This window comes from Sporosarcina sp. AD_1 (genome assembly GCF_057373025.1).
Genome location: NZ_JBPVIR010000001.1, coordinates 247,447 through 268,093, shown reverse-complemented (window position 1 = coordinate 268,093; position 20,647 = coordinate 247,447). Strand labels below are relative to the sequence as shown.

General features: G+C 43.5%; 23 protein-coding genes and 1 tRNA gene. 20 read left to right on the top strand and 4 right to left on the bottom strand.

Features of this window, described 5'->3' with window-relative positions; genetic code table 11:
- Positions 1-226: 226 nt before the first annotated feature.
- The 7 genes from ACSW3C_RS01370 to uvrC all read left to right on the top strand — a co-directional run bounded on the left by ACSW3C_RS01370 (position 227) and on the right by uvrC (position 7,519).
- The gene (locus ACSW3C_RS01370) at positions 227-1,927 is read left to right on the top strand and encodes a long-chain-fatty-acid--CoA ligase (protein ID WP_486560468.1); all 1,701 of its coding nucleotides are present in this window, start codon (positions 227-229) and stop codon (positions 1,925-1,927) included.
- A gap of 87 nt (positions 1,928-2,014) precedes the next feature.
- On the top strand, positions 2,015-2,596 hold the full coding sequence (gene fadR / locus ACSW3C_RS01365) for a fatty acid metabolism transcriptional regulator FadR (protein ID WP_238082443.1): 582 nt from the start codon (positions 2,015-2,017) through the stop codon (positions 2,594-2,596).
- Between the two features lie 66 nt (positions 2,597-2,662).
- Positions 2,663-3,436 carry an enoyl-CoA hydratase gene (locus ACSW3C_RS01360; RefSeq protein WP_486560467.1) on the top strand — a complete coding sequence of 258 codons (774 nt, stop codon included), beginning with the start codon at positions 2,663-2,665 and terminating at the stop codon, positions 3,434-3,436.
- Positions 3,437-3,453: 17 nt separating this feature from the next.
- Positions 3,454-4,227 (top strand): electron transfer flavoprotein subunit beta/FixA family protein, encoded by a 774-nt coding sequence (locus ACSW3C_RS01355; RefSeq protein ID WP_486560465.1) that lies wholly within the window; start codon positions 3,454-3,456, stop codon positions 4,225-4,227.
- A gap of 34 nt (positions 4,228-4,261) precedes the next feature.
- Positions 4,262-5,236, top strand: coding sequence for an electron transfer flavoprotein subunit alpha/FixB family protein (locus ACSW3C_RS01350; protein ID WP_486560464.1), 975 nt, complete (start codon positions 4,262-4,264; stop codon positions 5,234-5,236).
- Positions 5,237-5,359: 123 nt separating this feature from the next.
- Positions 5,360-5,674 (top strand): thioredoxin, encoded by a 315-nt coding sequence (gene trxA / locus ACSW3C_RS01345; protein WP_238082435.1) that lies wholly within the window; start codon positions 5,360-5,362, stop codon positions 5,672-5,674.
- 57 nt (positions 5,675-5,731) lie between these two features.
- Positions 5,732-7,519 (top strand): excinuclease ABC subunit UvrC, encoded by a 1,788-nt coding sequence (uvrC, locus tag ACSW3C_RS01340; protein WP_486560463.1) that lies wholly within the window; start codon positions 5,732-5,734, stop codon positions 7,517-7,519.
- 134 nt (positions 7,520-7,653) lie between these two features.
- Here the strand turns inward: uvrC and ACSW3C_RS01335 are convergent, their stop codons facing one another.
- A complete protein-coding gene (locus ACSW3C_RS01335) occupies positions 7,654-8,070 on the bottom strand; it encodes a YslB family protein (protein WP_486560461.1) in 417 nt (138 codons plus the stop codon).
- A gap of 214 nt (positions 8,071-8,284) precedes the next feature.
- Between ACSW3C_RS01335 and ACSW3C_RS01330 the strand changes: the two genes are divergently transcribed.
- The 11 genes from ACSW3C_RS01330 to ACSW3C_RS01280 all read left to right on the top strand — a co-directional run bounded on the left by ACSW3C_RS01330 (position 8,285) and on the right by ACSW3C_RS01280 (position 15,933).
- The gene (locus ACSW3C_RS01330; protein ID WP_486560459.1) at positions 8,285-8,893 is read left to right on the top strand and encodes a succinate dehydrogenase cytochrome b558 subunit; all 609 of its coding nucleotides are present in this window, start codon (positions 8,285-8,287) and stop codon (positions 8,891-8,893) included.
- A 61-nt stretch (positions 8,894-8,954) separates the two neighbouring features.
- The gene (gene sdhA / locus ACSW3C_RS01325; RefSeq protein WP_486560458.1) at positions 8,955-10,709 is read left to right on the top strand and encodes a succinate dehydrogenase flavoprotein subunit; all 1,755 of its coding nucleotides are present in this window, start codon (positions 8,955-8,957) and stop codon (positions 10,707-10,709) included.
- The gene (gene sdhB, locus ACSW3C_RS01320; protein WP_486560457.1) at positions 10,706-11,512 is read left to right on the top strand and encodes a succinate dehydrogenase iron-sulfur subunit; all 807 of its coding nucleotides are present in this window, start codon (positions 10,706-10,708) and stop codon (positions 11,510-11,512) included. Before sdhA ends, sdhB begins: the two co-directional genes overlap by 4 nt.
- A 152-nt stretch (positions 11,513-11,664) precedes the next feature.
- Positions 11,665-12,120 carry an acyl-CoA thioesterase gene (locus tag ACSW3C_RS01315; protein ID WP_486560456.1) on the top strand — a complete coding sequence of 152 codons (456 nt, stop codon included), beginning with the start codon at positions 11,665-11,667 and terminating at the stop codon, positions 12,118-12,120.
- A 74-nt stretch (positions 12,121-12,194) separates the two neighbouring features.
- Positions 12,195-12,407, top strand: a complete 213-nt coding sequence (locus ACSW3C_RS01310) for a helix-turn-helix domain-containing protein (protein ID WP_184207831.1) — start codon at positions 12,195-12,197, stop codon at positions 12,405-12,407.
- Between the two features lie 214 nt (positions 12,408-12,621).
- The gene (locus ACSW3C_RS01305; protein ID WP_486560865.1) at positions 12,622-13,029 is read left to right on the top strand and encodes a MarR family winged helix-turn-helix transcriptional regulator; all 408 of its coding nucleotides are present in this window, start codon (positions 12,622-12,624) and stop codon (positions 13,027-13,029) included.
- A 9-nt stretch (positions 13,030-13,038) separates the two neighbouring features.
- On the top strand, positions 13,039-13,833 hold the full coding sequence (gene racE, locus ACSW3C_RS01300) for a glutamate racemase (RefSeq protein WP_486560455.1): 795 nt from the start codon (positions 13,039-13,041) through the stop codon (positions 13,831-13,833).
- A 98-nt stretch (positions 13,834-13,931) separates the two neighbouring features.
- Positions 13,932-14,690, top strand: a complete 759-nt coding sequence (gene rph, locus ACSW3C_RS01295) for a ribonuclease PH (RefSeq protein WP_486560453.1) — start codon at positions 13,932-13,934, stop codon at positions 14,688-14,690.
- Positions 14,687-15,292, top strand: a complete 606-nt coding sequence (locus tag ACSW3C_RS01290; RefSeq protein ID WP_486560452.1) for an XTP/dITP diphosphatase — start codon at positions 14,687-14,689, stop codon at positions 15,290-15,292. Before rph ends, ACSW3C_RS01290 begins: the two co-directional genes overlap by 4 nt.
- A complete protein-coding gene (locus ACSW3C_RS01285; RefSeq protein ID WP_486560451.1) occupies positions 15,289-15,783 on the top strand; it encodes a metallophosphoesterase in 495 nt (164 codons plus the stop codon). The genes ACSW3C_RS01290 and ACSW3C_RS01285 overlap by 4 nt, the downstream gene beginning before the upstream one ends.
- A 76-nt stretch (positions 15,784-15,859) precedes the next feature.
- Positions 15,860-15,933 (top strand) — tRNA-Arg (locus tag ACSW3C_RS01280).
- Between the two features lie 288 nt (positions 15,934-16,221).
- On the opposite strand, the gene ACSW3C_RS01275 is transcribed toward ACSW3C_RS01280, so the two are convergent.
- Both ACSW3C_RS01275 and ACSW3C_RS01270 read right to left on the bottom strand, forming a co-directional pair.
- On the bottom strand, positions 16,222-17,484 hold the full coding sequence (locus ACSW3C_RS01275; RefSeq protein WP_486560450.1) for a DUF4179 domain-containing protein: 1,263 nt from the start codon (positions 17,482-17,484) through the stop codon (positions 16,222-16,224).
- Positions 17,481-17,981 (bottom strand): sigma-70 family RNA polymerase sigma factor, encoded by a 501-nt coding sequence (locus ACSW3C_RS01270; protein WP_486560449.1) that lies wholly within the window; start codon positions 17,979-17,981, stop codon positions 17,481-17,483. Before ACSW3C_RS01270 ends, ACSW3C_RS01275 begins: the two co-directional genes overlap by 4 nt.
- Before the next feature lie 279 nt (positions 17,982-18,260).
- Here ACSW3C_RS01270 and ACSW3C_RS01265 point away from each other — a divergent pair, with 279 nt between their 5' ends.
- Together ACSW3C_RS01265 and ACSW3C_RS01260 are read left to right on the top strand one after the other, a co-directional pair.
- A complete protein-coding gene (locus tag ACSW3C_RS01265; protein WP_486560448.1) occupies positions 18,261-18,806 on the top strand; it encodes a hypothetical protein in 546 nt (181 codons plus the stop codon).
- A gap of 528 nt (positions 18,807-19,334) precedes the next feature.
- A complete protein-coding gene (locus tag ACSW3C_RS01260; protein ID WP_486560446.1) occupies positions 19,335-19,709 on the top strand; it encodes a hypothetical protein in 375 nt (124 codons plus the stop codon).
- A gap of 127 nt (positions 19,710-19,836) precedes the next feature.
- On the opposite strand, the gene ACSW3C_RS01255 is transcribed toward ACSW3C_RS01260, so the two are convergent.
- Positions 19,837-20,307, bottom strand: coding sequence for a hypothetical protein (locus tag ACSW3C_RS01255; protein ID WP_486560445.1), 471 nt, complete (start codon positions 20,305-20,307; stop codon positions 19,837-19,839).
- Positions 20,308-20,647 lie beyond the last annotated feature (340 nt).

Genomic DNA, 20,647 nt, shown 5'->3' with positions numbered 1-20,647 from the left:
CGCTCTAATCGCTTGCCATACAAAGTCTTTCACACTTCATCGTATGTTGAAAAGCAGCATTTTTTTCCTCGCCACTGAATGCCAAGCATGAAATCTTATCGAATAAGACTTTAGAACAAGGTATTATTTAGCAGAAAATCTAATATTCTATTTGAAAGCGGATTCATTTATAGATATAATTGATTAAATAAGGAATTTTCTAAGTATTGATAAGGGGGGATTCATGATGACAGCACGGCCTTGGCTGGATTTGTATCCGGCTGGCATTTCGAAGACGATTGAGTATGATCAAGTTCCGATCCAACAGTTTTTGACGAATTCGGCTCAAAGGTTTCCGGACAAAACGGCTATGCATTTCATGGGGAGAAATATCACGTATCGAGAATTTCATGAATCGGCGCTTAAATTCGCCAACTATTTACGGTCAATTGGAATTGAAAAAGGGGATCGAGTGGCTATTATGCTGCCCAATTGTCCACAAAGTGCGATTGCCTATTACGGCATTTTGTACACGGGTGGAATTGTCGTGCAGACCAATCCGCTCTATACGGAACGGGAAATCGCCTATCAAATGGCCGATTCGGGAGCGAAAGCGATTATATCCTTAGATCTTCTGTTCCCGCGGATTTCTAAGGTACTCAAAGAAACAGAACTTGAGCACGTGATCATTACCGGCATCAAAGACTACTTGCCCTTCCCGAAAAATGTGATATATCCTTTCATCCAGAAGAAGGAGCATGGCTTGACAGTGAAAGTGGAACATAGGGGGATGAACCATCTCTTCACTGAAATCATGAAAGTCGGCAGTGCGGACTCGATCACGTACGAATTCAATTATGATACCGACATTGCGCTGCTCCAATATACCGGGGGAACGACAGGACCGCCGAAAGGAGTTATGCTGACGCATGCCAATTTAATATCAAATACACAGATGTGCCGTGAATGGCTCTATCAATGTGAGGATGGAAAAGAAACGGTCATGGGAATCTTGCCATTCTTCCATGTGTATGGTATGACGACAGTCTTAATTCTTTCTGTTATGCTGGGGAATAAGATGGTACTGCTGCCAAAATTCGATTTTGATACTGCGTTGAAAACGATCGATAAGCAGAAGCCCACTTTGTTTCCTGGAGCGCCGACGATTTATATCGGCTTGTTGAACCATCCGAAACTGGCCAGCTTCGATTTATCTTCCATTAAAGCTTGCATCAGCGGATCCGCCGCTTTGCCGGTAGAAGTGCAGGACAAATTTGAACGGTTGACAGGCGGAAAGCTCGTCGAAGGATATGGATTGACAGAAACCTCACCGGTCGCCATCGCAAATTTTGTGTGGGACGGCGAACGAATAAAAGGCTCCATCGGCGTACCTTGGCCGGATACGGATGTTTGCATTCTTGGACCGGATAGTTCGGAACCGCTCCCTGTTGGTGAAGTCGGAGAAATTGCAGTAAAAGGCCCGCAAGTGATGAAAGGCTATTGGAATCGACCGGAGGAAACGGCAGCGACATTTCGTGATGGCTGGTTGTTGACGGGCGATCTCGGCTACATGGATGCTAAAGGTTATTTTTACGTGGTGGATCGCAAAAAAGATATGATCATCGCCAGTGGTTTCAATATTTATCCGAGAGAAATCGAGGAAGTGCTATACGAGCACGAAGCAGTTCAGGAGTGTGTAGTCGCAGGTGTGCCTGATCCGTACCGTGGTGAAACAGTGAAAGCCTATATTGTTCTGAAGGAAGGCAAAGAAGCAACAGAGGAACAATTGGACGCATTTTGCAGACAACAATTGGCGTCTTATAAGGTTCCGAGGCAGTACGAGTTTCGGAAGGAATTGCCGAAAACGGCAGTCGGCAAGATTTTACGACGCGCTTTAGTGGATGAAGAAAAGAAAAAATCAGAAATGAAGATGGAAGCATCAGTATAACGCTTGACGACAATTGAATAAACGATTAATATGAAAATATGAATGAATCATCATTCATATTTTCTTTTTATGATGGTGGTGATGATAATGAAGCGGGATAAACCAAAATACAAACAAATCGTAGATGCAGCAGTCGTCGTCATAGCCGAAAACGGGTATCACCAGGCACAAGTATCGAAAATCGCCAAAGAGGCTGGTGTCGCCGATGGGACGATCTATCTTTATTTCAAAAATAAAGAGGATATCTTAATCTCGGTATTCCGTGAAAAAATGGGGATTTTCGTACATAAGCTTGAAGAAATATTGAAAAAAGAAATCTCAGCAACAGAAAAACTGTTCAAGATGATTGAAAATCATTTCAAAGTTCTTCATGACGATCGCCACCTTGCCATTGTGACACAGTTGGAATTACGACAGTCGAATAAAGACTTGCGTTTCCGTATTAATGAAGTGCTCAAGGAATACTTAGGCCTGCTCGATTCCATTTTGAAGGAAGGGATCGAAAACGGCGAGTTTGATGAACGGCTGGACACACGGCTCGGCCGCCAGATGGTTTTCGGCACAATTGACGAAACCATTACATCCTGGGTAATGAACGATCAAAAATACGATTTGATGAAACTTGCTCCCGAAGTGCATCGTTTGCTCTTGAATGGAATGAAAGCGTAATCATCAACGAATGAATCTGTTTGATCATGCAATTTTCACATTGTAGTAGGAAGGGATTGGTGTTGAATGGAGTATATTGGGGTTTCGAGGGAAGACGGGGTTGCCGTTCTGACAATTGATCGGCCGCCGGCGAATGCTTTGGCGAGTACGGTCATTAAAGAAATAGGCGAAGCACTGGAACAGATCAAAGATGATCAGTCCGTTCGGGTAGTTGTATTGCGCGGAGAGGGCAGATTTTTCTCGGCCGGTGCAGATATTAAGGAATTCACAACGGTAGAATCAGGCCAGGAATTCACGGTTTTATCCGCACAGGGGCAAGAAGTGTTCGAGCGTATTGAAACGTATCCGAAACCGGTCATCGCGTCCATTCATGGGGCTGCTCTAGGTGGCGGGCTTGAGCTGGCGATGAGCTGTCACATCCGCCTTGTTACAGAAAAGGCGAAGCTTGGTCTTCCTGAATTGCAGCTCGGGTTAATTCCCGGATTCGCAGGAACGCAGCGACTGCCGCGCTATGTCGGTATGGCGAAGGCAGCTGAAATGCTGTTGACGAGTGAACCGATTAGCGGGGAAGAAGCAGTTCGGCTTGGATTGGCGAATCATGCCTATGCAGAAGATGAGCTGTATGATAAGACGATGGAACTAGCGAAGAAAATAGCGAAGAAGAGCCCGGTTGCCATGAGAGCCGCCCTTCGGATGCTTCAATATACGAAATCCGAATCCTACCATGAAGGGGTAAAGGCAGAAGCGGATTCATTCGGAGAAGTCTTTGTTTCGGAAGATGCCAAAGAGGGAATACAAGCGTTTATTGAAAAAAGAGAACCTGAATTTAAAGGGAATTAATAGAGGAGGTTACTAGCATGAACATTTATGCGTTAGTGAAACGTACTTTTGATACGGAAGAGAAAATCGCGGTAGCAAACGGAAAGATCGTTGACGACGGTGCTGAATTCATCATCAATCCTTATGATGAGTATGCAATCGAAGAAGCGATTCAGCTCCGTGACGAGCACGGCGGTGAAGTAACTGTCATCACAATTGGTGATGAAGAGGCTGAAAAGCAACTCCGCACGGCACTCGCCATGGGTGCAGACAAAGCAGTCCTTATTAATACCGAAGACGATTTGGACGAGATGGATGAATATACAGTCGCAAAAATCGTTGCGGAATATTTAAAAGACAAAGATGCAGATTTGATCTTGGCTGGGAACGTAGCGATTGACGGAGGCTCTGGCCAGGTCGGACCGCGTGTTGCAGAGTTGTTGGGCATTAATTATGTAACAACGATTACGAATTTGGAAATCGACGGCACATCCGCGAAAATCGTCCGCGACGTGGAAGGTGATTCCGAAACGATCGAAACGTCACTTCCACTTCTAGTGACAGCGCAACAAGGGTTGAACGAGCCACGTTATCCTTCATTGCCAGGAATCATGAAAGCGAAGAAAAAACCGCTTGAGGAACTGGAATTGGATGATTTGGATATTGATGAAGACGATGTGGAAGCTAAAACAGAAACTGTCGAGATCTTCCTGCCGCCTGCAAAAGAAGCCGGTCGTGTACTTGAAGGGGATTTGGCAGACCAGGTGAAGGAACTAGTAGACCTATTGAACAAAGAAGCGAAAGTGCTATAAATCGATTTTTATATTGTAATAGGAGGGACTCATTATGTCTAAAAAAGTATTGGTACTGGGCGAAGCACGCGAAGGAGCTTTGCGTAATGTATCGTTCGAGGCGATCGCAGCGGCAAAAACAGTTTCGGGCGGCGGAGAAGTCGTCGGGCTGCTCGTTGGAGATTCTGTACAATCGTTAGCGGAAGAAATGATCCAATACGGCGCAGACCGTGTTGTAACGGTAGAACATCCTCATTTGAAGCATTACACATCCGATGGGTACGGCCAAGCATTTATGGCTGTATATGAGCAAGAAAAACCAGAGGCGGTTATCTTTGGCCATACAGCGAACGGGAAGGATCTTTCCCCTAAAATCGCAAGTAAACTGGGAACTGGTTTGATTTCAGATGTGACGGCTATTGAAGGAGAAGGGGATGACGCACTATTCGTTCGCCCGATCTATTCCGGCAAAGCATTTGAAAAAGTGAAAAACAAAGAAGATCTTCTGTTCTTCACAATTCGCCCGAATAATATTGCGCCATTAGAGAAAGACGCAGGCCGCACTGGTGAGGCCACTTCTGTTTCTGTCGACATTACGAATCTACGTACTATTATTAAAGATGTGGTTCGCAAGTCCACGGAAGGTGTTGACTTATCTGAAGCGAAAGTCGTCGTTGCAGGTGGCCGTGGCGTGAAAAGCGCAGATGGTTTCAAGCCGCTTGAGGAATTAGCGAACTTGCTTGGAGGCGCTGTAGGTGCATCCCGCGGGGCGTGTGACGCAGATTACTGTGACTATTCCTTGCAAATTGGCCAGACAGGAAAAGTCGTCACGCCTGATTTATATATCGCGGCAGGCATTTCCGGTGCCATCCAGCATATGGCGGGCATGTCCAATTCCAAAGTGATCGTGGCAATTAATAAAGATCCGGAAGCCAACATTTTCAAAGTGGCAGACTACGGAATTGTAGGCGATCTATTTGAAGTCATTCCGATGATGATTGAAGAAATAAAGAAGGTTAAAACGAATTAATGAAGGCCGGCTCCCCATCGCTGCGGGAGCCTACTTTTATGGTCAAGCATAAATTTAGCCCCCTTTCTAGGGGCATGCTATAATTCATGAAGAGTTGTATTTTTCAAAAGGAGGAATTACAAAATGGCTATCGTACATGCTACAGATTCAGACTTTAAAGATCAAACTAAAGAAGGACTCGTATTGGTCGATTTCTGGGCTACTTGGTGTGGGCCTTGCAAAATGATCGCTCCAGTTCTTGAAGAACTTGATGGCGATTTGGATGGCAAAGCTAAAATCGTAAAAGTGGACGTTGACGAAAACCAAGCGACTGCTGGTGAGTTCGGCATCATGTCCATTCCTACACTTGTTCTTTTCAAAGATGGCGAAATCGTAGATAAAGCTGTCGGTTTCCAACCGAAAGAACAACTAGCTGAAATGATCGAAAAACACGCGTAATTGACTACGAGAACCGGGAACCTATACAGGAACCCGGTTTTTTGATAGGTGATATAGATGAATGATTTAATTGAACAAAAACTCGCTCTCCTGCCCGATCTGCCAGGCTGCTATTTAATGAAAGATAGGCAGGGGACGATTATTTATGTAGGGAAAGCCAAAATCCTGAAAAACAGGGTGCGAAGCTACTTTACAGGCAGCCACGATGCGAAGACCCAACGGCTTGTCGGTGAAATCGAGGATTTCGAGTATATTGTCACATCATCCAATATCGAAGCCCTTATCCTCGAATTGAATTTGATCAAACAATATGATCCGAAATACAATATCATGCTGAAGGATGACAAGACTTATCCGTATTTAAAGCTAACATCCGAACGGCATCCTAAACTCATTGTCACCCGGCTGCTGAAAAAGGATAAAGGAAAATATTTTGGCCCGTATCCGAATGCAACGGCTGCCCATGAAACAAAAAAGCTGCTCGACCGGCTTTATCCATACCGGAAATGCCATACATTGCCGGACCGGGTTTGCCTTTATTACCACTTAGGCCAATGTCTGGCCCCATGTGTCAATGAAGTTGCTGTCGAGACGTATAAAGAGATGACCGACAACATTACCCGTTTTTTGAATGGCGGCTATAAGACAGTGAAAAAGGAACTGACCGAAAAAATGCAGGTAGCGGCAGAAAACCTGGAGTTTGAGCGGGCGAAGGAATACCGCGATCAGATTGCCAACATCGAGGCTGTCATGGAGAAGCAGACAATGACAATGAATGATTTCACGGATCGGGATATTTTCGGTTATGCGGTAGAAAAAGGGTGGATGTGCGTCCAAGTCTTTTTCGTACGGCAAGGGAAACTGATTGAACGGGATGTCTCCATTTTTCCACTTTACCAGGATCCTGAAGATGAATTCCTCACGTATATAGGTCAATTTTACGGAAAGACGGGCCATTTACTTCCGAAGGAGATTTTATTGCCGGACGGAGTCGATTTGGAAATTGTGAAGCAGCTGCTCCAAACGAACAGCTATATTCCGCAGCGCGGGAAGAAGAAAGATCTTGTGAAGCTCGCCGCGAAAAATGCGAAAATATCATTGCAGGAAAAATTCCAATTGATTGAACGGCAGGAACAGCGCACAATCGGGGCCTGTGACGAACTGGGCGAGGCCATGAACATCGCAACTCCGTTCCGAATTGAAGCATTCGATAACTCGCATACAGGCGGTGTCGATGCTGTTTCGGCCATGGTGTCTTTTGTTGACGGCAAGCCGAACCGTAAGGATTATCGCAAATATAAGACCAAAACAGCTGCTGCGCATGATGATTATGGAGCGATGCGGGAAGTGGTCCGAAGGCGCTATATCCGTGTGTTGAAAGAGAATCTGCCTTTGCCTGACTTGATCATCATTGATGGAGGAAAAGGCCAGATGGAAATTGCGCGGGAAATCATTGAGGACGAACTCGGATTATCAATCCCGATTGCAGGGTTGGCGAAAGATGACAAGCACCAGACGGCGGAGTTGCTTTATGGCAATCCGATCGAGATTGTACCATTAAAGAAGACGAGCGAAGCTTTTTATTTGCTTCAGCGGATACAGGACGAAGTGCATCGGTTTGCAATTACGTTTCATCGGCAGCGGCGGGACGCGGGATCGTTAGCTTCTTCTCTTGATTCGATTCCTGGCGTCGGCGACAAGCGAAAAAAACAGTTGTTGAAGCATTTCGGTTCTATGAAGAAGATAAAAGCAGCCAGTGTAGATGAACTGAAAGAGGCGGGTCTTCCGGTTTCTGTTGCGAAACAGGTGATGGAGCATTTCCAAGAAGAAAGGAAAGATAAGTAGGAAGTTCTGTATAAAAGAAGCACAAACTTGCCTGTAGAGTATGCGCGGGGAAGGGAAAGAATGCCAGACTGTCGCCTTGCAGACAAAGCGATGGTCGGCTTTATCCACAAGATCGAGTCTGGGGAATGCGATAATCAAGTTTCTACTATTGTTTTGACATCCCACTTGGCAATAAAACGGACACGGTCCTGCTGGATTTCTTTCTGTCCATAGCACTCAGTAAGAAAGCCATTTAGTTTTTGAAGCTGTTCTGCAATAAAACCTGCTTCCAATTGATAAGACCGATTTTCGATGACGAACCGTTCGATCGGACCTAATACGAACTGCATCTCATCCTTGTCTTCTTTTTCCAATGTAAGCTGACCCCATCCTGCTTCTGTGAAAAAGGAGGGTAGCTCATCCGTTTCAAAGATCGGGAACTTCCGGGCGACATCCTTGCCCGACCAATATAAGATGTCATCTTCGTGCTTTCCTAAGATCGTCGGTAATACATGATCGCGCAATATTTCGTATCCGAGACGTGTCGGTGATTCATATGTAGGTTTTTCCACTTGTCATGCAATCCTTTCGGAAGAAAAATCTGGTTGTGTGATTCCAGTAAGTAAGGGGTATATAAAAGTCCAGATCGCCTTGACCTGCTCAAAAGTGAGGAGTACAATGTACATGTTATATATTGTACCATGAAGAGCCATGCCGTCAAAGGCTCATGGGACGATCAGTTCTGCAATTGATTTGCTGGCTCATAAATAAGGGAGGGTAAAAGACTTGTCGAGAGAATCAGATTTTTACTTGCGCCGACTGCATTCATTGCTCGGAATCATTCCGGTTGGGTTATTCGTTACCCAGCACTTGGTAGTCAACCACTTTGCAACTCGCGGTGAAGAAGCATTCAATAACGCGTCCAATTTTATGGGGAACTTGCCTTTCGTTCTTTTCTTGGAATGGTTTGTCATTTATATTCCATTAATGTTCCACGCGTTCTACGGTGTCTACATAGCTTTCACTGCGAAAAACAATGTACAGCGCTATGGGACGTTCCGTAACTGGATGTTCCTTCTTCAACGTGTGACGGGTGTATTCCTCGTCATTTTCATTGCATGGCATATTTATGAAACACGAATCCAAAAAGCTCTTGGAGCAGAAGTGAACTTTGATATGATGGCTAACATCCTGTCAAGCCCGTTCATGCTAGTGTTCTACATTCTTGGTGTGGTTTCTGCAACTTTCCACTTGGCAAATGGCCTTTGGTCATTCTGCGTTACATGGGGAATTGCACAATCTCCACGTTCCCAAACCATCGTATCTTATATTACGATCATTGCATTCTTGGTTCTTTCCGTTATCGGCGTACAAGCGTTGCTTGCATTCGTTTGATCCGGCAGAGCTGGCATATAAGAACTACGTGACTATGTAAAATTTGAGGAGTGAAACAATAATGGCTAAAGGCAGATTGATTGTCGTCGGAGGCGGTCTCGCGGGCTTGATGGCTACCATCAAAGCAGCAGAAGATGGAGTCTCAGTCGACTTATTCTCGCTCGTTCCGGTTAAACGCTCCCACTCCGTTTGTGCACAAGGCGGCATTAACGGGGCAGTGAACACGAAAGGGGAAGGCGATTCACCAGCCATCCACTTTGACGACACTGTATATGGAGGAGACTTCTTGGCTAACCAGCCGCCAGTACAAGCAATGACTGAAGCGGCACCGGGAATTATCCGTTTGATGGACCGGATGGGAGTAACTTTCAACCGTACTCCGGAAGGATTATTGGATTTCCGCCGTTTTGGTGGTACATTGCATCACCGTACGGCTTTCGCTGGCGCTACGACAGGACAGCAGCTTCTTTATGCGCTTGACGAGCAAGTACGCCGCTTTGAAGTGGCAGGCTTGGTTCAAAAGTATGAGCACTGGGAATTCCTCGGAATCATAATGGATGACGAAGGGGTTTGCCGCGGTATCAAAGCACAAAATATGAAAACGATGGAGATCAAAGCGTTCAAAGGTGACGCCGTTATTATGGCCACTGGCGGACCGGGGATCATCTTCGGAAAATCAACGAACTCTGTCATCAATACAGGTTCTGCGGCATCCATCGTCTATCAGCAAGGTGCTAAATATGCGAACGGTGAATTCATCCAAATCCACCCAACTGCAATTCCTGGAGACGATAAGCTTCGCCTCATGAGTGAATCGGCTCGTGGTGAAGGCGGACGGATCTGGACGTATAAAGACGGTAAACCTTGGTACTTCCTTGAAGAAAAATATCCGGATTACGGAAACCTTGTACCACGTGATATCGCAACACGTGAAATTTTTGATGTCTGCGTGAATCAAAAATTGGGTGTGAACGGGGAAAACATGGTATACCTTGACCTTTCCCATAAAGATCCGCATGAGTTGGATATTAAGCTTGGCGGCATCATCGAAATCTATGAGAAATTTACAGGGGAAGACCCTCGTAAAGTTCCAATGAAAATCTTCCCTGCCGTTCACTATTCAATGGGTGGACTATGGGTCGACTACGAACAGCACACAAGCATTCCTGGCCTATTTGCGGCGGGTGAATGTGATTATTCACAACACGGTGCGAACCGTCTCGGCGCTAACTCGCTTCTTTCTGCCATCTATGGCGGTATGGTTGCAGGTCCGGAAGCTGTCAAGTATATGAGAGGCGTAAAACGGACGGCTGAAGAGCTTCCTTCCTCCATTTTCGATACAGCTATCAAAGACGAGCAGCAGAAGTGGGATGCAACCTTGAAGATGGATGGTACGGAAAATGCGTACGTTCTTCACCGTGAACTTGGTGAAGTCATGACAGATAACGTTACGGTTGTTCGTTACAATAAAAACCTTCAAGAAACGGATTACAAGCTTCAAGAGCTTTTGGAGCGGTATGAAAACATCAATATTACAGATACGCAAAAATGGTCTAACCAAGGCGCGACATTTACTCGTCAATTGAAGAATATGCTATACTTGGCTCGCGTCATTACGCTAGGAGCATTGAATCGTAACGAAAGCCGTGGGGCCCACTATAAACCTGAGTTCCCGAACCGTGACGATGAAAACTTCTTGAAGACGACGATTGCGGAATTCGATGGCAAGTCTGCACCGATTATCTCTTACGAGGAAGTCGATGTATCATTGATTCCACCGCGTAAACGCGATTATTCCGCGAAGAAAGGAGATTGACGGAAGTGAGTGAGCAAACTACTGCCGTACAAGAGGCAACTGCTAAAAAAACGGTCCGTTTTGAAATTCAACGCCAAGATACTCCTGATTCCAAACCTTATTGGGAAAGCTTTGAAATAGACTATCGGCCGAATATGAACGTCATTTCGGCTTTGATGGAAATCCGGAGAAATCCGGTGAATGCAGAAGGCAAGAAAACGACGCCTGTAAACTGGGACATGAACTGTCTGGAAGAAGTTTGTGGTGCTTGTTCGATGGTCATCAATGGCCGTCCGCGTCAATCTTGTACAGCATTAATCGACCAATTGACGCAGCCGATTCGCTTGGAGCCAATGCGCACATTCCCGGTTGTCCGTGACTTGATTGTCGATCGTGAGTTCATGTTTGATTCCCTTAAGCGGGTTAAGGCGTGGATTCCGATTGACGGCACATATGATCTTGGCGACGGTCCGCGTATGCCGGAACGCAAGCGTCAATGGGCGTATGAGCTTTCTAAATGTATGACTTGCGGTGTATGCCTTGAAGCGTGCCCGAACGTCAATGATAAAACGAACTTCATCGGTCCAGCTTTGATTTCCCAGGTTCGCTTGTTCAACTCTCACCCAACTGGTGCGATGAACCGTGACGAGCGTCTGGAAACACTTATGGCCGATGGCGGTATCGGTGAATGCGGTAACTCGCAAAACTGTGTCGTCGCTTGTCCGAAAGGAATTCCTTTGACAACGTCCATCGCAGCGATGAACCGTGCAACTACCGTACAAATGTTCAAGAACTTCTTTGGAAGCGACCATATGGTAGACTAAGATTTGCGCAAGAGCCTCCCGGCGGGTAACGACCCCTGGGAGGTTCTTTTTTGGTTTCGGCACCCTTTTACTGGTTAACTTCAAATTTTCTTCCGAATTTGCTATAATAAAAGAATGAATGTTCATTCATTTTGATAAAGGGAGAGATGATCATGATACCAAGCTATATCGGGGACTATGCAACATGGGAAGCGGGGTTTGAGTTTTCGGTTCCTGTGACGGTGCGTTTTTCGGAAACGGATATGTACGGACATTTGAATAACACGGTGACATTTGCCTATTTTGAATATGCCCGCATCGAATTTTTAAAAACAATCGGCCAGATGGAAGATTGGCTGGATCCACAGGGGACGACCATTCCTGTCGTTGCCGATCTTCAATGTGACTATAGAAAACAAGTGTTTTTCGATGAAACCCTTACCATCTATGTGAAAGCGGCGTCCATTGGAAACAGCTCCGTCGACCTTCATTATATGTCGAAAAATGAAAAAGGGGATGTTGTGTTTACGGGACGGGGTTCGATTGTTCAAGTAAACCGGGAAACAGGCAGAGCTGTTCCTTGGACCGACGCACAAAAGTCGCAGTTCCAAAAGAAAGTCGCCATCTAGCCGGCACAGCATAATCCCTCCTGACATATTGTAAAGTGAACGTTGGATAGGAGGGGCGCGTCTTGACAGGAGAAATGAACAACCGTTCTTTGCTGACAGCAAGGGAGAGAGAGATATTTGATCTTTTGGTAGATGATCATACGACAAAAGAGATCGCAGGACGGCTCGGCATAAGCGAAAAGACTGTAAGGAACCACATCTCGAATACGATTCAAAAACTCGGGGTTTCAGGCAGAGCTCAAGCGATTGTCGAATTGTTGCGATTAGGGGAGTTGAAACTGAATTAAGCACGAAGGATTGGTGGTTGTCACGAAATAGCTGCCAGCATTGTCTAACCAAAAGGGTACTATGAAAATATTGTCTATGTCGTTATTCTGTAAAACTGTTGCGTTATGAAAGAAAAAAGGTGACAATAAGTACACAGTATTTGTTTTGTGGGAGCTGGTTAACGTGTTGGAACAACAACAGTCACATCCCGACAGCAATGACAATATCGCACGCATGGAGAAAGAACTGCGGTATATTGCAGGGATCATTAAACAACAAGGTCGCAAAATACTTAGCAATTATACGATTACACCTCCTCAATTCATCGCCTTGCAATGGCTTTTTGAACATGGTGATATGACAATTGGCGATTTATCGACAAAAATGTATTTGGCGTTCAGTACCACTACTGATTTAGTAGATCGCATGGAGAACAATAATCTGGTTAAGAGAGTTCGTGACGAACAGGATCGTCGTGTCGTCAGGATTCATTTACTGAGTGAAGGCGAACGCATCATCGAAGAAGTGATCGAAAAGCGCAGAGACTATTTACATTCCGTGTTAACTGATTTTAATGATGAAGAGTTGCAGGAATTCTCTCGTATGTTGACAAAATTACACCAAGAAATGCAGAAGGATTGAGGGGTTCGTGTGGAAGCACCAATCGGAGTGATCGATTCAGGTGTCGGTGGCTTGACAGTTGTCAAGGAGTTACTAAACCGGCTGCCTAATGAACCGATCGTATATATAGGCGATGATGCACGTTGTCCATACGGTCCGCGATCAGCTGAAGAAGTCATCCAGTTTACTGTCGAAATGGCGTCAGCGCTCTCGAAGATGGATATTAAGATGCTTGTGGTTGCCTGCAATACGGCGACTGCAGTCGCTTTGGATATTTTAAAAGATACATTTCCGTTTCCGATTATCGGCGTAATCGAACCGGGCGCCCGTGCTGCATTGCAAGCATCAGCGACCGGTGAGATTGTCGTTCTTGGAACGGTGGGAACAGTAAATAGCGGGGCGTATACAGAAGCAATTCATCTGTTATCGTCCCGTGCTTCTGTTTTTCAATTAGCTTGTCCGGAATTCGTACCAATTGTCGAAAGCGGCAGATATAAGACGAATGAAGTCAGCGGGATCATTCATCAGACGCTGAAGCCGCTCCAAGAGGTAGCGTTCGATACAGCGATACTGGGATGCACCCATTACCCACTCTTGCATGACCATATTAAAGCGCAGCTGCGAAGCGATGTAACGATTGTTTCCTCTGCCATCGAGACCGTGCACGACGTGGAAAGAGCTTTGATGACAAACGGGCTCACAAGCGATGTTGCCTCCCTGGCCACGCCTGTTTTTTATACGACAGGAGAGGTACATGAATTCCGCTCCATCGTATCAGACTGGCTGGAGATTAAGGAACCGATTGTAAAGCAGATAAAATTATGACCGCCCGGGTATCCTGAAAAAGGATATCCGGTTTTTTGATTTGAGGAAACGGACTATGGTAAGATGATGGCTGTACTGATTACGTGGAGGTGACCGGCATGAGACATGACGGAAGAACAGAAGAAATGATCCGCCCGGTTTCCATTGAAACCGATTATTTATTGCACCCGGAAGGCTCTGTCCTCATAACGGTTGGCAATACAAAAGTAATTTGCACTGCATCGATCGAGGAGCGCGTACCGCCCTTTTTAAGAGGGAGCGGCAAAGGATGGGTAACTGCTGAGTATTCCATGCTTCCGCGCGCTACAGGGCAAAGGACGCAGCGAGAGTCAGCCCGTGGCAAGGTCGGCGGGAGAACGATGGAGATCCAGCGGTTGATCGGCAGAGCCATGCGCGCTGTCACCAATTTGGAAGCACTTGGCGAAAGGACGGTCTGGATTGACTGTGACGTCATCCAAGCAGATGGGGGAACCCGTACGGCTTCGATTACAGGTGCGTTCGTCGCAATGGTCTTAGCAGTATCAAAGCTAGCGAAAGAGAAAGAACTCAAGGCTTTCCCGATTATCGATTTCTTGGCGGCAACAAGTGTAGGTAAAACAGAAGAAGGCACATTGATTGTGGATCTTGATTATATAGAAGATTCCTCGGCGGCGGTCGACATGAATGTCGTCATGACAGGCAGTGGGCAGTTTGTTGAAATTCAAGGCACTGGAGAGGAATCGACGTTTTCCCGTGACGAAATGAACGGCCTGTTGGATTTGGCTGAACAGGGAATCCGGGGGCTGTTTGAACAGCAGAAACAAGTGTTAGGTGAAGCAGGTCACTTGATAGGAAAGAAAGAAGTGGAAATGGAATGAAACAAGTTCTGATTGCAACAAACAATGCCGGCAAAGCGAAAGATTTTGAAGCACTGTTAGGGCCATTCGGTGTGAAGGTTCTGACGCTGAATGATCTGGAACAAGACATTGACGTAGAAGAGACAGGCACGACATTTGAAGAAAACGCAATCTTAAAAGCAGAAACAGTATCCCGCTTATTGCAAATACCTGTCATTGCAGACGACAGCGGCTTGGAAGTCGATGCATTGGACGGCGCTCCTGGCGTCTACTCGGCTCGTTACGCGGGTCCCGCTAAAAAAGACGAGGCCAATATCGATAAACTGTTAAGTGAGTTAGAAAACGTTTCTGAAGCGAATCGGACAGCGCGTTTTCGTTGTGTGCTGGCAGTGGCGGGACCGGGAATCGAAACGAGAACATTCTCCGGCAGCTGCGAAGGGCTCATTTTGGATGAAAGAAGAGGCGCCAACGGTTTTGGGTATGACCCCGTCTTTTATTACCCAGAGAAAGAGCGCACAATGGCACAGATGGCACCTGAAGAAAAAGGCGCGATCTCACATCGCGGTGCCGCGTTAGCCAAGCTGAAAACATTTTTGCCGGAATGGTTAGAAGGACAGGCATGAGAATCATCGTACTAAGTGATACGCATGGCGATTTGGAAACGGTGCAAGCCGTTTCCGCTATGCCTGCCGACGCCATCTTTCACTGCGGTGACAGCGAACTGACGCACGACGCAGAAGTATGGGAGACAATCAGCACCGTGAGAGGCAATTGCGACCGGGAACGTCAATTTCCTGATCAAGTCGTTCAGCGTGTCGGGAATAAACAGATTCTCGTCGTCCACGGCCATCAGCACGACTGCCATCGATCCCTGCTGCCCCTTTACTACGAAGCAGTCGAACAGCAGGCGGATATTGTCCTCTTCGGCCATACCCATCTCTATGGAGCAGAAATGAAAGACGGCATTCTATTCCTCAATCCCGGCAGTCCATTGCTGCCTAGAGGCGGTAAAGAACCGACCTACGCCATCATAGAATGGGAGCAAGACACAACTATTTCATTTGTCAATCCACACAACGAATTGGTCGATACATTGCGAATAAAGAATTTTTAAGAATACCGTTGACTTTATTGCACAACCTGCTTATAATAAAATTTGTCCTTGGGAAACGTTGGAGTACCAAGAGCATGTCTCAGTAGCTCAGCTGGATAGAGCACACGCCTTCTAAGCGTGCGGTCGCAGGTTCGAATCCTGCCTGGGACGTATTTCAGTGAAAACTGAACACGATAAGGAAACAAAAATAATGACCACAAACGTTGATATGACAGCGTTTGTGGTCATTATTTATTTTTGGAGAATACGTTTAGAAACGATAGAAAATGAGATCATTCGTCACGATGGAATTGGCTGCCTTCTTGAATGATATTAATTTCAATTATACCAAAGGAATGAATGTTCATGGGGGCGGGCAATGGGATTCTGTTGTTGGTGACTCCATTCTATCGTTCTTAATTATAAGAGTCGAATACAGTTCGTACTAAATTATGCTTCTCATTCCAAAGGAATATTGAGTTCGATGTTTTCTCCAATAGGATTGAAATAATAGTTGAAATATATTTTTGCTTTGCCATCATAATCTTGAAATTGAGCCGTTTCAATTACGTACTTCTCATCTCGTGAAAACGTGCTACCTGTATATTCCAACGTCGTACCATCTTCTTTTACAGCATAATGTAGCCATAATAGGTTACCTCCATTATCTCCTTTTTTTACAGCAACTGATACATCATGCGATGTTACAGAAATGTCCCAATCGAAATAATCAGGTTTCGTGAGTACTTCTTTTGTGCCAAAATCAACTTCTATAAAATCCTCTCCCTTTGGAACTGCCTGAACAGAACCAATATTAATCGTGAGGGAGTCTGAATTATGAAAATAATTACTTTGCACATTGAGCGTAATCTTGCCGTTGCGAATATCTCCTTGTGTTGCTCCGCCGTTTATAAAGCTACCTCTTCGCTCTCCACTATCCGTCATAACTGTAATATCATCGAGAGCTAATATTTGCATTGTATTCGCTTCTTCTATTTCAATATCTATGGCCGTTTTTAATGGAGAACGGCGAATTTGTGTAATCATAAATTTCTGACCTTCGATATCTATCGTACGATTCACATCAATAACTTTTTCCGTAGCTATTTCGTTTTGTAGTGTAAACGGTATCGTTATTTCGATATTTCCCTTATCTACATCCTCAAAATGAAAAACGGCCTTAAAATCCTTGGAAGTATAAACGATAGGCTCTACAAAGTTGTATTCTATTAAAGAAGAAATGTTTTTTTGATTATCTGCATGGCGGGTAAAACTATTTGGCCCTGGTATTTCATTGTCTCCTTGGAACAATTGAACATCATTCAAGTAGAGTTTCGACATATCAAATAAAGCAACTGCGTCGTAGAAAAGTACAAAGCCCGAATGATCTGCAATCACGCCTTGCAATGTTAACGATAGGCCATTTTTAGACTCTGTTACATTGATCTCTTCAAAGTATTGATTGTCCACAATGTCTTTTATCCCAGCGTCGCTTCTAACTGCTGATACAAGTGCTTGAAAGCCAGGTATTTTTCCAACATAACTAGCAAAAGTAGGAGAAACACGAATTGAAAATAGAATAGTTAAGCAAAACAAAGCAACTATGGCAACTGGTACAATGCGCTTCTTTGTTCTTTTTTCTCGCTGAACTTTACGTAAAGTATCCATTCGAATTTGTTGAAGTTTCTCCTGTGGAACGTCAATCGATGGTAGTTTACTCATAGCCAGTCCTCCTTTTCTCCAGCGCAATTTCTAAGCTTCTTTAATATATGGTGTAGCTTAGACTTTACAGTACCTTCCGGAATTTGATTCAGCTCAGCAATTTCTTTGTTTTTTAGTTGCTGAAAATATTTCATATAGACGAGTTGCTGCTCCGACAAAGATAATTGTTCCAGTAGTCGCTCCAAATCAGAATAGATGACCCATCCAGATAAGTGATGTTCCTTAATTGGAACGGTTGGTTGTCGTTTTCTTAAATGATCTTTACAACAATTGATTAACACTCGGACGAGCCATGTTCTGGCATATTCTTGCTGTTTCACGGTATGCATTTTTTTTAGTGCCTTGTAAATAAGCTCCTGCATTACGTCTAAAGTGTCTTGTTCATTTTTCATATATGTAAAAGCCATGCGATATAAAATCTCTTCATCCATTTCAATAAGTGAAAGTATCGCTTGATGATCGCCGCGAATAGCACGCTGCACAATTTCAGATTCCATCATTTTTGCCTCCTTCCATAATTAGACGCACTGTTTCTTCATTTCGTTCAAAAATGTTTTTATTATGCAGAAAGCCGTTATAGACTTTAGGATTGTTTTGTAATTTAGTCTACTCAATTTGATTATAAAAGAGGTACATAACACACTTCATTATGCAGAAGAAGCTAGGCAATGCAAAGCGCAGCGTTCGACAAGTATGGACAATGAAATAGAAGAGGAGGAGAACAATAGTTAAGGAGTATAATCAAAAAAATCGTTTATTTAGGAGGGGGATTGTTAATGAAGAAAATGCTTGTATTTTTAATAATGTTACTTCTAATTACAGCCTGTACTAATAATAATATTGACAAGGAATTTTTAAAAAGTGTCCCACTTCCAGAGTCATCTAAGATCTTATATAAAGAGCAAAAGGACGGTAATCAAATTGTGCTTTATCAAGATGAATCAGGGTTTCGTGTTGGATATAAAAAGAAAAATAGTAAATATTGGGTTCGTACTGGTAACGGCGAGATAAATCCAAAAGACGGTTTTAATCGGGTAATGATTAATAACCCAACAATACCTATTGCACTGTTTGGCGGAATTATTACAAATGAACAAATTGCATCTGTTCTTGTTAAACAAAAAACAATAGAGAAAGAAGCAACGATCATTGAAACTGATGACGGCTTGAGATGTTGGTATATAACCTTTGATGCATTGGAGAACCCAGATCCTGGTGAACTTGACCCATTTAAGATTGAGGCATTTGATAAGAATGGAAATATACTGTGGAAAGAGGGAATGTACGAAAACGGGTATTTTAGTGGGCTGACAAGTAATTAAACTTACAGGTGAAATATCTACTATCCTATATCTACTCTTTTGAAATTGAAGTGTATTTTATAATCCCAAATGAGTATGTTTCCCAGCTAATTTCGAGGTCCGAGAAGGGGATAAGTTTGAGTTCGATCCATTCGATAGGGAGTAATTTTATATGGAGTATTCCCTTTCTTTGCTTGCGAAGAAGCAACCATAGCCCTAAGCGAGAGACGTCATGAAATTATTATCTTCTTATCATGACCTCCTGCTTTTGAGTGAATAAGTATAGGCAAGATAGGACGTATTCTGATTGTAGACAATAGAGTTGGAAAATAATTAATTGTACTATCTATCGTATTGGGGAGCAATGTCCATGCCGTAGAGAGATATTAACTTCTGAATGAGAATGGAAGTTTTACAGCATCCTCAATGTCGTAAGAATTAAATAGCAGAAAGCAAGCAGATCTCAAATAAAATTGAGGTCTGCTTGCTAATCCAAATATATGGTATCATAGTAAATATAAAAGAATTTTTGAAAAACGAAGTGGGAAAATGATAAAAAAATTAGCTGGACTCCTACTTCTTTTATTGTTAGTAGGATGCTCAAAGATAGCAGCTCTTACTCCTGAAATGGAAGTAGAGCAACATTTAAAAAATTATTTAAATGCCTTGGAAGATTATGATGTGACTACTTTAGTCGAACTATCGGATGACATAAGATTTTCTGACAAAAAGGTTCAATTAAAAGAATACTTAGATATAGAACCAGACATCTCAAAAACAGAAATCATTGAAATTATCGCTATTAGTCCAACTGAATTTGAAGGTACTATTTCATATGAGGATATAAATGGTGAGAAACAGGTAAAGTTCCCCATAATAAAACAAAAATCAAAATGGAAAGTAATTGTTGGACAGACTTATTAGATCGAACTTGCTGATTAATAATCTAAAGCTAGAAACTATAGTAATTAAATGCGAGTATGTTTTACCTTTCAGTACTAATTGGAAACAAAACGCTCTAAACAAAAACAAAAAAATTTCATCACCATAACTATCCGCTCTTGTAATTAGAGGTAACAAGACGTTCTCCACTTTTTGCATTAAAATAAACAGCAACCATTTGATCGAGTTCTTTATTCCAACCTATTACTAACATCAGGGTAATACCGGTTTCGGGGTCTTTTCTAAGCATGAAATTGTATCCTTTGGCCCAGTCTTTACCAGGATTAATAACTCCCAATTTCAGTGCTTTTTCGAGTAAATAGGGCGAGTCATATTTTATATCTTCTAATAAAACAAACTCTTTTTGCGGATAAGGTGTAGTACCTTCCACTGTTAGATCTTCAACTCTTTCAATTTTTCCTTTATAAATGGTTACCACGAAAAACTTGTTAGTATCCGGTACTGCGAACCAAACGTTCCAGTATTTTCTCTTCCCGTTGCTTCCAATTGATTTCTCTGTCTTATCGTCTAGGTCAATATTTATTGCTTGTAATAATTGTGCATTTTCCTCCCATTCCAATGCAGAAGGGTAAGCAAGTTTAATTGCTTCTAATATTGATAGTTCTGTTTTGGTTTGAGAGTAAGGAGAATCTACAAAAAATAAAACGCTAAATACTAAGGCGGGAATTAAAAATAATACTATTAGTATCCAATTTTTTATATCATCACCTCTGTCAAACGCTATTTTATTTTCTTGCTATTCTTGTATGCTTTTACAAGGTAAGTTATGAACTAGTTATTACTATAATCCGATGAATCACTAAAGGCAGGTGAGCATTAGCATCAGTTCAACAAACAGCATCGAACTTAACTATGGTTATTGAATACAGTGGGATTTTTGAAGCATAGTGCATTATTAA

Excerpts from the sequence above, each read along its gene's own strand:
- rph (WP_486560453.1), top strand. The coding sequence starts at position 13,932 with ATGAGACATGACGGAAGAACAGAAGAAATGATCCGCCCGGTTTCCATT.
- ACSW3C_RS01360 (WP_486560467.1), top strand. The coding sequence starts at position 2,663 with ATGGAGTATATTGGGGTTTCGAGGGAAGACGGGGTTGCCGTTCTGACA.
- uvrC (WP_486560463.1), top strand. The coding sequence starts at position 5,732 with ATGAATGATTTAATTGAACAAAAACTCGCTCTCCTGCCCGATCTGCCA.
- ACSW3C_RS01305 (WP_486560865.1), top strand. The coding sequence starts at position 12,622 with ATGGAGAAAGAACTGCGGTATATTGCAGGGATCATTAAACAACAAGGT.
- ACSW3C_RS01315 (WP_486560456.1), top strand. The coding sequence starts at position 11,665 with ATGATACCAAGCTATATCGGGGACTATGCAACATGGGAAGCGGGGTTT.
- ACSW3C_RS01355 (WP_486560465.1), top strand. The coding sequence starts at position 3,454 with ATGAACATTTATGCGTTAGTGAAACGTACTTTTGATACGGAAGAGAAA.
- ACSW3C_RS01260 (WP_486560446.1), top strand. The coding sequence starts at position 19,335 with ATGATAAAAAAATTAGCTGGACTCCTACTTCTTTTATTGTTAGTAGGA.
- ACSW3C_RS01350 (WP_486560464.1), top strand. The coding sequence starts at position 4,262 with ATGTCTAAAAAAGTATTGGTACTGGGCGAAGCACGCGAAGGAGCTTTG.
- ACSW3C_RS01270 (WP_486560449.1), bottom strand. The coding sequence starts at position 17,981 with ATGGAATCTGAAATTGTGCAGCGTGCTATTCGCGGCGATCATCAAGCG.
- fadR (WP_238082443.1), top strand. The coding sequence starts at position 2,015 with ATGAAGCGGGATAAACCAAAATACAAACAAATCGTAGATGCAGCAGTC.
- ACSW3C_RS01310 (WP_184207831.1), top strand. The coding sequence starts at position 12,195 with ATGAACAACCGTTCTTTGCTGACAGCAAGGGAGAGAGAGATATTTGAT.
- ACSW3C_RS01290 (WP_486560452.1), top strand. The coding sequence starts at position 14,687 with ATGAAACAAGTTCTGATTGCAACAAACAATGCCGGCAAAGCGAAAGAT.
- ACSW3C_RS01265 (WP_486560448.1), top strand. The coding sequence starts at position 18,261 with ATGAAGAAAATGCTTGTATTTTTAATAATGTTACTTCTAATTACAGCC.
- trxA (WP_238082435.1), top strand. The coding sequence starts at position 5,360 with ATGGCTATCGTACATGCTACAGATTCAGACTTTAAAGATCAAACTAAA.
- ACSW3C_RS01370 (WP_486560468.1), top strand. The coding sequence starts at position 227 with ATGACAGCACGGCCTTGGCTGGATTTGTATCCGGCTGGCATTTCGAAG.
- ACSW3C_RS01275 (WP_486560450.1), bottom strand. The coding sequence starts at position 17,484 with ATGAGTAAACTACCATCGATTGACGTTCCACAGGAGAAACTTCAACAA.
- sdhA (WP_486560458.1), top strand. The coding sequence starts at position 8,955 with ATGGCTAAAGGCAGATTGATTGTCGTCGGAGGCGGTCTCGCGGGCTTG.
- ACSW3C_RS01285 (WP_486560451.1), top strand. The coding sequence starts at position 15,289 with ATGAGAATCATCGTACTAAGTGATACGCATGGCGATTTGGAAACGGTG.